Origin of the sequence: Sporomusa sp., assembly GCF_035561255.1 — a bacterium.
Classification (GTDB): domain Bacteria; phylum Bacillota; class Negativicutes; order Sporomusales; family Sporomusaceae; genus Sporomusa.
In genome coordinates, this window is the sequence record NZ_DATMXX010000411.1 from 1 (window position 1) to 12,733 (window position 12,733).

Sequence of the window (12,733 nt, forward strand, 5' to 3'; positions counted from 1 at the left end):
TTATCAAAAAGCCTTTGTGTTTTTTAGATTTCTAATCTTTTTACCGGTGTGCCTCCCTCGATATGTTTCTCCATAATTTCTTCGACATCATCCGGGGATACAGATCCGTACCAGACATTATCAGGATAGACCACAACAACAGGCCCTTTTTCACAAATACCGAAACACCCGGTATTTGTTACAAATACCTCACCGCCTAATTCCCTTTCCTCGATTTCCTCCATGAACTTCATGACAATCTCGACACCGTTTTTCGTATGGCAATGACCTTTTTGCTGGCCATTAGGCCGGGAGCTGGTACAGACAAAGATATGACTTTTAGGTTTGTTCATAATGATCCCCCTTTTAATAAAAATAAGTCGCTTCCCATTCTTGATGGAAAGCGACCTCTGCGTCACAACATAAATATGTTATTATTTTCATTATAAGTAAAGTGATACATACTGTCAAGAGGATGCTTTTTTACCCCGCGCCTGCTGTCCCTTAAACAGGCTGACAAGCCGCTCCTCAGCCCTGACAAACAGATTGGTTTTAGCCAGTGAGAATACTGCCAAGGCCAGCCAGATCAAACTGAAGGCCACAAGATGCACGCTTGTAAAAGGCTCATGGTATAACAGCACCCCTAATGCCAGTGCAATTGTGGGCGACATATATTGAATAAAACCCAGGAGGCTGAGCGACAGGCGGTTGGCACCATTAGCAAACAATAACAACGGAATAGCGGTGACTACACCGGCCCCCATCAGGAGACCTGCAGTAGGCAAAGAGGTAAGATTAAAGGCCCCCCCGCCTTGTCCGGCCAAATACAGTAAATATAGCAGAGCGACAGGGGTTACAATCAGTGTTTCCAGTGTGGTGGCGGTTATAGCGCCAATACCCAGTATTTTTTTACACATACCATAGAAAGAAAAAGACATCGCCAGGGATAACGACACCCAGGGAATTGTTCCATAGCTTATCGCCATCGCACCAACACCAACAGCAGCAAGCCCAAAAGAGACACTCTGCCACAAAGATAAGCCTTCCTTGAGTACAATGATACCTAAAAGGACATTTACCAGGGGATTAATGTAATAACCCAGACTTGTTTCAACAACCCGGTTCTCATTAACTGCCCAGATATAGATCAACCAGTTGACACTTATCAGTAAGGAGGCGATGAGCAGACCAAACCGTTTTTTAGGATTGCGGGCAATGTCTATTGTTTCGTTTATAAAACTACGCAAACTACGCGTTGCTGTCAAAATGGCAAACATAAATATACATGACCAGATAATGCGATGTGCCAATATCTCATAGGCTGGAACATGAGCCAGCTGCTTCCAGTAAACCGGCAATACGCCCCATAGTAAATAGGCCCCGGCTGCAGACAACACCCCGATGAGCTGTTCATTGCTTTGATTTAACTTTTCTTTCAATTACTCCCCCGCCTTTAGATCCGTCAGGCTGATAAACTTCCGGCACCAACAGGTAGTTACCACCTACCGCTGATTATCACTGACTACCGTTCTTCGCCGCCAAAATACAAGCGGATCATGCTCAATATCCTGAGCCCGTTTCCCCATAATGCTAAATGCCCATTGGATAGATGGTCCCAGGGTAAGAGCAACAATTATTGTACCAATTCCAATAGGCCCGCCAAGGCTATAGCCAATTGCGGCAACAGCTGATTCTAGTATTGTTCTTACTTTCCAGACCGGCCAGCCGGTTTTTTGGATAGCCCCAACCATAAAACTGTCACGGGGCCCGGCGCCAAATGCTGCCGTCAGATAAAAATAACTGGCCCAGCCGATTATCCAGACACCGGCAAGCAGCATCACTAATTGGAAAAACCATTGCTGCGGTCCGGGAATCCAACCACTGGCCATGATTATATCAATGAAAAAGCCAATAAAATACATGTTGGCAACACTGCCCCAACCTGGTTTAACTCCTAATATCCAGCTTAAAAGAATCACCAGGATACCGGTCATTTGGGAAACTTCCCCCATAGTAACCGGCAGATAGTTGATCAACCCCAGATGCAAAACATCCCAGGGTGCTGTTCCCAGATTACTTTTTACTGTTAAAACAATTCCCAGTGCAAATAAAAACAAGCCCCAGAATAAAAAGATGATTCTTTTTATCATCTTTCTCATCATCTCCTCTAACACAAACCAAATATCGATATCCATTAATCATATCACAAACTCAAAAAGCTTCACAAGCGTAATTTATAATTTATTCTCAGGCAATTAGATTCTAAAAAAAACACAATAACTTCTATAAAAACACAATAACACATGTAAGAAATTTCAGATTATGATTAAGCTAATGGTAACATTTTGTATACAGGGAGGCCGATTATGAAACCCTTTATGGATGAAAATTTCTTGTTAACCAATAAAACAGCAGAAACCCTTTATCATAATTACGCCAAAGATATGCCGATTTTTGACTATCACTGCCATTTAAACCCCAAAGAGATTGCTGAAAATAAAAAATACAGAAATATCACCGAGGTCTGGCTGGGCGGCGATCATTACAAATGGCGGGCCCTGCGCAGCAACGGGGTGGATGAGCATTACATAACAGGCGATGCCCCTGATAAGGAGAAGTTTCTGAAATGGGCTGAAACCCTGCCCCAGTGTCTTGGTAATCCCCTGTTCCACTGGACTCACCTTGAATTAAAAGCCTATTTTGGCATTGATAAGGTGCTTAGCCCGGCAACCGCTGAAGAAATCTGGGAAAAATGCAATGCCCTGCTGCAGCAGGATGAATTTAGCGCCCGCGGTCTGATAGAGAGATCAAATGTTAAGGCTATTTGTACGACTGATGACCCGGTAGATTCCCTGGAGCATCATATTGCGCTGGCTAAGGATAAATCGTTTGCGGTAAAAGTACTGCCGGCGTTCCGTCCTGACAAAAGCTTCAATATTGAAAAAGCCGGTTTTACTGAATGGGTTGCCAAATTGGGTCAGGTCACCGGCCATAAAATTAAGGATCTGGAGGCACTAAAAACTGCGTTAGGGCAGCGTGTGGACTTCTTCCACCAGGTGGGCTGCCGGATTTCCGACCATGGCTTAGATCCAATACTTTTTGCAGCCGGAACTGAGGAACAGGCTGATCAAATTTTCAAAAAAGCGCTTGCTGGGCAAGTTCTTGCTGATAACGAGATTGCTTTATATAAAACCACGATCCTGCTGTTCCTGGGCAGACAGTATGCCCGTCTGAACTGGACTATGCAACTACATCTGGGTACAATCAGGAATAATAACTCCCGCATGCTAAAATGCCTCGGTCCTGACACCGGTTTCGATGCAGTTGGCGACTTCACCATTGCTGATGCATTGGCCAAATTCCTTGATGCACTCGAAAGTACAGCTGAGCTGCCAAAAACGATTCTCTATTGCTTAAATCCCCGCGACAATGATGTTTTGGCCACGATTACCGGTTGTTTCCAGGGTGGCGGTATTCCCGGCAAGATGCAGTTTGGCTCAGGTTGGTGGTTTAATGACCAGAAAGACGGCATGATCCGGCAAATGGTAACCTTGGCTAACCTGGGGCTATTAAGCCGGTTTGTCGGTATGCTGACCGATTCACGCAGCTTCCTCTCCTATACCCGTCACGAATATTTCCGCCGGATTCTTTGCAACCTCATCGGTGAATGGGTTGAAGCAGGTGAATTCCCTAATGACACTGAACTACTCGGTTCCATCGTGCAAAATATCTGCTTTAATAACGCCAAAAACTACTTTGGTATTGAGATATAATTCTACCAATCCCCTTCTTTGATAGAAAAAAGGACTGAACTCACCCCCTTGAGTTCAGTCCTTTTTACTATTAAGTTACATTTAAACTGCTTTTTGATGTTTTCTTGGCAAAAGACAATATCACACCTAATGCAATCGACAGTAATGCGGCCATCAGCACGCGATATTCAGGCGGTAATAAGAAGGTTATGGTGTGAGCGGGTATCCAAAACAACGGAATTGTTTTGATAATAACAAATCCAATAAAGTTATGCCAATTTATCTGAGTGACTACTGCCTGCAGGGTAACCTGGCCCAGCTTGCCTGGCGTGCCTTGCGCAAGGTCAATATATGTATCGGTAATGCGATGAAATGCCATCATGGTTGGGGCAAAAACGAGATTCATAGCAGCACTGGTAAATAATGCCGGCAACACCTGCGCAACTACACCAGCACCCCTAGGCAAAAGCCCCTTATTAATGGCGACCATTGTACCACTGGCAAAAATCTCAAAAACCAGAACAAAACTAGTCCCCAGCAGGCCCCAGATGAAAGCACGGTAAGGCAGGCCAAAGGGCTGCCGCCATTTGCCGGTGATGATCCGCAGGGTTAAGAGTTCCCCCATGGTGGCCAGAATAGCCACTTTTACAAAACCCATGATGTAAGGGTACCCTTTGGTCAAACGCACAAACAGTTCATGAGTTGCCGGATAAAGCAGCAAAAAAGCAATCAATAACAACCCTGCGAGCCAGGTGAAATCCCCTTTACGCACTTTAGCCACCTTATCTATTCATGCCCCTGTTAATTGCAGCAACGTTTAGCTCATACAACTCAGGCTTCTTCTTGCCAATAACCTCATCCATGGCCTTTTTCACACTTTCCATGTTAACAAGCGATAGTGAAGGCAGCAAAGCCCCCAGACACACCATATTAGCCAGGCTGGAGTTGCCAATCTCATTAGCCAGTTCAGTAGCTTCAATAGCAATAATATTGATATCGTCCCGTTTTGGGTTTAATTTTACAATTGAACTGTTTACCACCAGGGTTCCGCCAGGTTTAATCCGCCCCAGAAATCTGTCATAAGACGGCTGATTCAATACAATCCCGGCATCGGCCTGGCTGATTACCGGTGAGTGGATTTCCTCATCAGCGACAAGTACCGAGCAATTGGCTGTGCCGCCACGCATTTCCGGGCCATATGAAGGAATCCAGCAGACTTCACGCCCACCCAACATGCCCGAATACGCCAAAACCTTACCAATAAACATGACTCCCTGACCACCAAAGCCAGCTAAGAGCACTTTATCCATCATAGCGCTTTAACCTCCTCCGGTACTTTTAGCTCTCCCATTTCATAGATAGGCAGCATGTTTTCCTGGAGCCAGGCAAGGCTGTCAACCGGCGACAAGCCCCAGTTGGTCGGACAGGTAGATAATATGCTGACAAATGCGAAACCCAATCCCAGTTGCTGTACCTGGAAAGCGCGTTTAAGCGCCTTCTTGGCTTGAATTATATTTTTGGGAGAATCTACCGAAACAGCCGCTACATACACTGCGCCATTCAGAGTGGCAATTGTTTTAGGAAGGTCAATGGGCGCACCAACTAAGCTTGCATCACGGCCATACGGACTTGTTGTCGTTACCTGACCGGTTAAAGTCGTAGGCGCCATTTGTCCGCCGGTCATGCCAAATACAGCATTATTAACCATGATTGAGGTAATCTTTTCGCCTCTGGCAGCCACATGAATCGCATGGGCCGTGCCGATGGCAGCAATATCGCCATCACCCTGATAGGTAAACACAAGCTTATCAGGCAGCGCCCGTTTGATGCCTGTACCTACTGCCTGCGCCCGCCCGTGGGCAGCACCGACAAAATCGCAGCTAAAAAAGTCAAGCGAAAACCCGGCACAGCCTACCGGTGCTACGCCAATAGTCTTTTCAATGATGTCCAGTTCTTCCATGACTTCGCCAATGAGACGGTGAATAATGCCATGGGTACAGCCTGGACAATAATGAAACGGCAAATCAGTCAAACCTTTGGTTTTACCAAATATCTTCTCCATAGCTACACCTCCCGTTCCACGGGGATATTAAATTCCTGAATAAGGGCCGCAAGGACCTCATCCTCATGCGGCAGCATGCCGCCTAATCGCCGGTGCAGGCTGACAGGGACACTGCACTCAAGCGCCAGTTTGACATCTTCAATCATTTGTCCGGTATTGAGCTCAACAGTAAGTACCCCTTTGACCTGCTTCTTATATGGTGCAAATGCTTTCTCCGGAAACGGCCACAGCGTTATCGGCCGGATAAGTCCCAGCTTAATGCCTTTTTTACGTGCATTTAGTACTACTGTTTTGGCGATTCTGGCGCAAGTACCATATGCGGCAATCAGGTAGTCGGCATCCCCGGTACAGAATTCTTCCCAGCGCTGCTCTTGTTCCTTGATCGCTTGATATTTTGCTTCCCAATATAGATTGTTGGTCTCCCCAATCTCATTGGTCAGCGAGTAGCTGGCAATCTTGCGCTTAGCCCGGCCCAGGCAGCCGTCAGTCACCCAGTCTTTAGCAGGCAGCTGGACATCCGGACGGTCTTTAATCTCAATGGGTTCCATCATTTGACCCAAAAATCCATCAGCAAGGATTAGTACAGGATTCCGGTACTTGTCGGCAAGGTCAAAGGCTTCCATTGTGTAATCATACATCTCCTGGCCTTTGGATGGAGCCAGTACAATCAGGCGATAGTCGCCATGGCCGCCCCCCTTGGTACATTGGAAGTAATCGGACTGGCTGGGGCCAAGACCGCCAAGGCCGGGCCCCGTTCTGTTGATGTTTACAACAACAACAGGCAGTTCAGCTGCCGCAAGATAGGATAAGCCCTCCTGCTTCAGACTATAGCCCGGGCTGGACGACGCGGTCATAACCCGGGCACCGGTACAGGCTGCGCCATAGCACATATTAATTGAGGCAATCTCATCCTCACCCTGCAGCAGGGTTCCTCCGGCTTTGGGCAAATATTTTGACAAATATTCCACAACCTCGGTTGAGGGTGTAATCGGATAGCCAAAAAACAGCTTACAGCCGGCATGTATGGCCGCTTCAGCAATGGCTTCATTCCCTTTTATTAATTTTTTATCCACTACATTCTCTCCTTTCCTTAGGACTCTTTGTACACCTCTAGCGCAATGTCAGGACACACCAAGCCGCAAAGGGCACAGCCCACACAGTTTTCTTCCTCGGCAACAACGATGGTGTAATAGCCCTTGGAATTGGCTTTATCACCTATCGCCAGCACCTTCCGCGGACACACTGCCATACAAAGACCACAGCTTTTACATTTCTCACTAAACACCTGTACTTTAGCCAAAGTATTCACCCCCCGCACCCCTGTTGTTCTTCTCAAAACATCATACGTTCTGCTGATGTAACAGAACGTCAGTAAATCCCACAATTATTATCTTAGGAGTACATTCGACACCAGGAAATATTGTCCTGCAAAACTCAGTAGGAAAACTACTTAGCAAAAAGAGCCTCCGCCATGACGGAGGCCCTACAATGAAATTTATCACCTGCCGCTTCGCTACCTCAGGTTTTCCTCCAATACCTGCTTACGGTTAAACCCTTCCAGTCGCAGGTAAAACTCAGCAGTATCAACAAACGCCTGCAGAGGGGCCATACCGACAATTTCACTGCCGATTACATGAACACCATAACGGGCAGCTTCAGATTTAACGGTCTCAAATACCCGGTGCAATGGTGTTCCATTATAATCTACCATGTTAATAGTAACTTGTGCCATATTCCGGTCCTCAATCATAACCCCCATTGCACGACAATATTTGTAGCCGCCCTTAACCTCACGAATGCAGTTAGCAATCTTCTTGGCAATATTCACATCACTTGTGCTAAGGTTAATGTTATAGGCGATTAGAAATTGACGCGCACCTACTACAACAGCACCAGCAGTGGGATGCATCTGGGCAGGGCCATAATCAGGCTGCCGTTCCGGAATTCTGATGGCTGTCTTTAGTCCTTCATATTCACCTTTGCGCACATCAGGCAATTTAACTCTGGCCGGCGTTTTAGCGGCTGCTTCATATAAGTAAACCGGAATATTGAGTTTTTCTGCAATAGCTTGTCCTAGTTCGTTGGCAAGCTGCACACACTCTTCCATAGTAACATCGCTTACCGGAATGAATGGAATTACGTCAGTAGCTCCTATCCGCGGATGTTCACCCTGATGCTGTTCCATATCAATCAATTCAGACGCCTTGGCACAGGCGTTGAAAGCTGCAAGTTTGGCAGCCTGAGGTTCGCCGACAAAAGTAACTACAGTACGGTTGTGGCTCGCGTCCGAGTTAACATTAAGCAGGGTAACACCTGCGACCTTTTTTACCGCCTCAGTAATGGCGGCAATAACCTCCGGACGTCGGCCCTCACTAAAATTCGGTACACATTCTACAAGTTTACTCATTCCAGCTTCTCCTTTAAATATATTATTTTGTAAAATAGTTGATAAACCAGACAATATTGGGTATTGCGACAATATCAATAAGAACGGCGCCACACAGCGGTACAATCAATAAGGCTTTGCGGGAAACCACACCATATCTTTCAGTTACCGCCCCCATATTAGCAATCGCGTTCGGTGTGGCACCCAGCCCATGGCCCATCATACCGGCACACATGATGGCTGCATCATAATTTCTCCCAAGCAGCGGAAACAGAAAGTAGATACAGAAGATAAACATAAAGATGGTTTGAACAGCCAAAATGATCAGCAGCGGTCCTGCCAAATTGGAAATTTCCCAAATCTTCAAGGACATCATTGCCATTGTCAGGAATATGCCCAGGCTGACGTCAGCAATCAAATCAATAGTCTTTTCATTCATCTTAAACGCAGGTCTAACGTCATTGAAATTTCTTATTAATACGGCAACAAACATTGCACCTACATATCCCGGCAGAACAAAGCCGGTAATATCTTTTATTTTAGCTGCCCCCATCGCGCCCAACACCATGGCCACCAGAATAACAGCAAGCATTGACATAACATTGTCGCTCGTAACCGTTGCATTTTTTTCTGAAGCTGTTGCCTCATCTAATGCATCAAACCTTTCCTGACTGGTTTCGATTGGCAGGTTATAACGCTCAATAAGCCATTTTGCAAGAGGCCCCCCAATTAAACCACCACTAATCAACCCATATGTAGCTGCAGCCACTGCAACCACAAACGCCCCCTGAACACCCAGTTGCTCTGCCGTAGGACCGAAGGCCGAGGCTGCCCCCATACCGCCTTCAAGCGAAACTGCGCCAGCCATTACCCCCAATACCGGATGAATACCGGTTAGTATAGCAGTTCCGGCTCCAACAACATTCTGCATAATTGCTAAAACCCAACAGCCGACAAGATATACAATAAGCGATCTGCCACCCTTTTTAATAAGTCCAAAGCTGCCACCTAAACCCACTGTAGTAAAAAATGCAATCATAAAGGGCATCTGCAAGGTAGTATCCATTTTAAAAGTAAGCATATTGGTTTCTTTAAGCATCCAGGCCAGAATAGAAAAAGTAAAACCGCCGATAACCGCTGAAGGAATGCAAAAACGGGCGATAACCGGAAAAACGCGCCGTATCCAGGCACCAAACATTAAGAGTAATACGGCAATAGCCACTGTAGCGACAATATCCAGTTTCATAACCATAACCTGATTAATTAGTTCAAAACTCACATTTTCCCCTCCTACTATTTAATTGGTAATCTAGTTTCGATTAGAACAACTTAGTAATCCCCCCTATAAGCTAAGCCCTTATCTATTTACTCATGGTTATCGCAAGTACTGTGCCAGATTCTAATTTCAAAAAAACCCAAGAAATCAGGCTCTAGCGATTATAGCAAAAAAAAATTACTGCAAATTTTTCAGGAAAAATTTGCAGTAATGTAAAAATTGCACTCAGCGCAATTCATATTCTTTGATTTTATACCATAGTTTACGTTCACTAATCTTAAGTGTATGAGCTGTTTTAGCTTTGTCGCCGCGATAATGCTGAAGTGTTTTAATAATAACTTTGCGCTCGATCAAATCTAAGTCCTCACCCACGTAGACAGGGATTAGCAGCAGCATATCTGTCTGATTCTGATCATCAATCTTTGCGGCTTGTACTTCAACCGGCAAATTATCTGCTCGTAACACACCATCATCAGCAAACACCATCGCCCTCTCGATGATATTCTCCAACTCTCTGATATTGCCTTTAAACTCATATCGCCTCAGGCCATCAAGGAATTCAGGATCAATATTCTTAATCTGCTTGGCCATTTTTCTATTGTATTTAGCAACAAAATATTCGGCTAGGAGCGGAATGTCTTCACGACGCTGCCGCAGCGGCGGCAAATTAATATTTACTACATTGAGACGGAAATATAGATCCTCCCGAAACTTCCCCTCTGCAACCATCTTTCTTAAATCACGGTTGGTGGCACAAATGATCCGTACAGTAATCTTTTTTCTGCACCCCGAACCTATAGGTGTTATCTCTTTTTCCTGAACAACACGCAGCAGCTTGGCCTGCAATTTAATATCCATCTCACCAATCTCATCAAGAAACAGCGTCCCCTTATCAGCCAACTCAAAAATCCCTTTTTTTCGCTGAACAGCCCCAGTAAATGCACCCTTTTCATGGCCAAAGAGTTCGCTTTCCAGCAATTCGGCGGGGATAGCGGCGCAATTAATCACCTCAAAAGGTTCCTGTTTGCGGACACTTAAATAATGCAGGGCTTTAGCAACAAGCTCTTTGCCTGTACCGCTTTCCCCCTGTATAAGGACATTGAAGTCACCGTCTTTAACCCGGTCAATATCATGCATGATTTGACGCATCGCGGCCGAGATGCCAATCATGCCGGCAAGCTCATGTCGCTCAGTCAGTTTGCCGTTTAAATATTCGACTTTGGATCTCATGCCAATATACTCTATGGCATTAGTCAGCAGCATGTCCAGCTCGTCCATGTTTATCGGCTTGGTCAGATAATAAAATGCCCCTGCTTTGATGGCTGCCACTGATGATTTTATACTGCCGTAGGCTGTCATAATAATAACAATCAGGTTATTGTCAAATTCTTTAATCTGTCTAAGTACGTCCATGCCGTCAGCATTGCCCAATTTCAAGTCTAGCAGCACTATATTAAATTCCTGTTTGGCAAGGATAGTCATTACCTCAGCGGCCGAACCGGCTGTTGCTACCATATATTTATCTTCCAGGGCAAAAGCCAGCGAGGTGCAGATCGCCAATTCATCATCAACAATAAGTATCTTATGCATCTTGTTTCTCCTCTGAGCTGAACTTCAAAGTAACAGTAGTATTTAATCCAGCTTGGCTTTCAATAATGATATCAACGCCATTTTGCTTTGCCAGCTGATAACTAACAAATAATCCGAGACCTGTCCCCCCTGTCTTAGTGGAAAAGAAGGGCTCAAATAGGAATTTCAGGTTATCCGGTGCAATCCCGGCGCCATTATCTGAAATAATCATGCATGGGTGGCCGTCTCTCAATTCGCTGGAAATAACGAGCGAGGGATTAACTCGGCCAGCCAGTGCCTGGAGGGAGTTTAATAAAATATTGATCATTACCTGCTTCATTTGCTGAATATCGACATATACCAATAGTTCTTCTCTAACACTCATCTGTAAATCAATACCTTGTTTAGCTATATTGTCGGCGAAGAATACCATACTATTGTCGATAAGCCGTTTAAGCGGAGCATGTTCCCGCTCTACCCGCCGCGGACTGGCATAGGCCAATAAGTCATTCACAATATTATTAAGCCGTTCAATCTCCTGTGGCACAAAATGACTTATCTTCTCCCTGAACATGGGGTTATCGTACTTTGCCGGCAGTAATTCGATAAATGTTTTTATTGAAGTCAGAGGTGTACGAATTTCATGGGCTAAACAGGCAACAAGCTTACCTAATGCCTCCAATTTATCCTTGCGCTGCAGTTCTTCGTTAATTTTCTCAATTTCCCTGGCGCGTTTTTTAACCTCCCTCTGCAAGTAAAGATTAACCTGCAGGATGGCTACCCCCAGAATAACTAAAATTACGACAATACCTACGGCAATGCCAAAATTGCGTTTATAATACTGAGCAGGATAATCAATCGGCTCACCAAACCATTTAGCATATATCTTGTCATAGGTACCATTTTGCTTGATGTCTTTTAACCCTTTATTGAATACGTCAAGTATTGGATTGCCATTCCTTACAGCGACACAGTAACCTTCAGAATCGATAGCACCGCCTACAATTTTTATATACTCATGTTTTTTAGTACGTTGCAGAATATATTGTCCTGTCAGATTATTACCAAGGGCAGCTTCCACTTTTCCGCTGAGCAATAGAGCTATAGCTTCTTCCTGATTGGCAGTAAGCACTAACTCTACAGGTTGATCCTTGAGACGGTAATGCCCTATCGCATCTTTCTGTACGGCCACTTTATGACCTGCCAAATCATTAATCGACGCAATTGCCTGCATATCTTTTAATACAAATATGGCCAGTGAGTTTATCATATACGCTTCCGAGAAGTCATATAACTTTTCCCTTTCGCTGTTATACTTCATTCCGCCCACTGCGTGAACCTCGCCGCGATCAAGTGCTTTAATCGCATCCGCCCATGGCATCGGCCGGAATTGGATTTCATAACCGGTGCTTAGAGCAACTGCTTTCAACAAATCAACATTAAACCCCCGGTAGACTTTTGCACCATCAATAACATCAACAAATTCATAGGGGGGAAAGTTCTCGTCGCCTGCAACTACCAAAATCCGGTGCTCTAAATGATCTTCTGCAACCAGAGGTTGAACTGCCAGGAACATTAAACACCCCAGCATCAAGGCTGTCAAGCATACTCTGTAAATCATAGGCCCTCCTGCCAACAAATCAAGATACCGACTGTATTTTCGACACCCATGGCATCAAGCCCTGCACTTATTGTATCGGTAACGAAAC

Annotated in this window: 13 protein-coding genes; 1 reads left to right on the forward strand and 12 read right to left on the reverse strand. The window is 45.2% G+C overall.

The window, feature by feature from the left end:
* Positions 1-23 precede the first annotated feature (23 nt).
* The 3 genes from VN379_RS23665 to VN379_RS23675 all read right to left on the reverse strand — a co-directional run bounded on the left by VN379_RS23665 (position 24) and on the right by VN379_RS23675 (position 2,129).
* Positions 24-332: a 2Fe-2S ferredoxin gene (locus VN379_RS23665; protein WP_325538478.1), complete on the reverse strand. Its 309-nt coding sequence runs from the start codon at positions 330-332 to the stop codon at positions 24-26.
* A 114-nt stretch (positions 333-446) separates the two neighbouring features.
* Positions 447-1,418: an EamA family transporter RarD gene (gene rarD, locus VN379_RS23670; protein ID WP_325538480.1), complete on the reverse strand. Its 972-nt coding sequence runs from the start codon at positions 1,416-1,418 to the stop codon at positions 447-449.
* A 63-nt stretch (positions 1,419-1,481) separates the two neighbouring features.
* Positions 1,482-2,129, reverse strand: coding sequence for a membrane protein (locus VN379_RS23675; RefSeq protein ID WP_325538482.1), 648 nt, complete (start codon positions 2,127-2,129; stop codon positions 1,482-1,484).
* A 216-nt stretch (positions 2,130-2,345) separates the two neighbouring features.
* Between VN379_RS23675 and uxaC the strand changes: the two genes are divergently transcribed.
* Positions 2,346-3,752, forward strand: coding sequence for a glucuronate isomerase (gene uxaC, locus VN379_RS23680; RefSeq protein WP_325538484.1), 1,407 nt, complete (start codon positions 2,346-2,348; stop codon positions 3,750-3,752).
* 70 nt (positions 3,753-3,822) lie between these two features.
* On the opposite strand, the gene VN379_RS23685 is transcribed toward uxaC, so the two are convergent.
* From VN379_RS23685 to VN379_RS23725, 9 genes are all read right to left on the reverse strand, one after another.
* Positions 3,823-4,503, reverse strand: coding sequence for an Mpv17/PMP22 family protein (locus tag VN379_RS23685; protein ID WP_325538486.1), 681 nt, complete (start codon positions 4,501-4,503; stop codon positions 3,823-3,825).
* Positions 4,504-4,513: 10 nt separating this feature from the next.
* Entirely contained in the window at positions 4,514-5,044 is a 531-nt protein-coding gene (locus tag VN379_RS23690; protein WP_325538488.1) for a 2-oxoacid:acceptor oxidoreductase family protein, read from the reverse strand.
* Positions 5,041-5,793, reverse strand: coding sequence for a thiamine pyrophosphate-dependent enzyme (locus VN379_RS23695; RefSeq protein ID WP_325538490.1), 753 nt, complete (start codon positions 5,791-5,793; stop codon positions 5,041-5,043). The genes VN379_RS23690 and VN379_RS23695 overlap by 4 nt, the downstream gene beginning before the upstream one ends.
* 2 nt (positions 5,794-5,795) lie before the next feature.
* Positions 5,796-6,866, reverse strand: coding sequence for a 3-methyl-2-oxobutanoate dehydrogenase subunit VorB (gene vorB / locus VN379_RS23700; RefSeq protein WP_325538492.1), 1,071 nt, complete (start codon positions 6,864-6,866; stop codon positions 5,796-5,798).
* A 17-nt stretch (positions 6,867-6,883) separates the two neighbouring features.
* On the reverse strand, positions 6,884-7,093 hold the full coding sequence (locus tag VN379_RS23705) for a 4Fe-4S dicluster domain-containing protein (RefSeq protein ID WP_325538494.1): 210 nt from the start codon (positions 7,091-7,093) through the stop codon (positions 6,884-6,886).
* 213 nt (positions 7,094-7,306) lie between these two features.
* Positions 7,307-8,200 carry a glutamate formimidoyltransferase gene (gene ftcD, locus VN379_RS23710; RefSeq protein ID WP_325538496.1) on the reverse strand — a complete coding sequence of 298 codons (894 nt, stop codon included), beginning with the start codon at positions 8,198-8,200 and terminating at the stop codon, positions 7,307-7,309.
* Between the two features lie 22 nt (positions 8,201-8,222).
* On the reverse strand, positions 8,223-9,458 hold the full coding sequence (gltS, locus tag VN379_RS23715; protein WP_325538497.1) for a sodium/glutamate symporter: 1,236 nt from the start codon (positions 9,456-9,458) through the stop codon (positions 8,223-8,225).
* A gap of 222 nt (positions 9,459-9,680) precedes the next feature.
* The gene (locus VN379_RS23720; protein WP_325538498.1) at positions 9,681-11,045 is read right to left on the reverse strand and encodes a sigma-54 dependent transcriptional regulator; all 1,365 of its coding nucleotides are present in this window, start codon (positions 11,043-11,045) and stop codon (positions 9,681-9,683) included.
* Positions 11,038-12,645 carry a transporter substrate-binding domain-containing protein gene (locus tag VN379_RS23725; protein ID WP_325538499.1) on the reverse strand — a complete coding sequence of 536 codons (1,608 nt, stop codon included), beginning with the start codon at positions 12,643-12,645 and terminating at the stop codon, positions 11,038-11,040. The genes VN379_RS23720 and VN379_RS23725 overlap by 8 nt, the downstream gene beginning before the upstream one ends.
* Positions 12,646-12,733 lie beyond the last annotated feature (88 nt).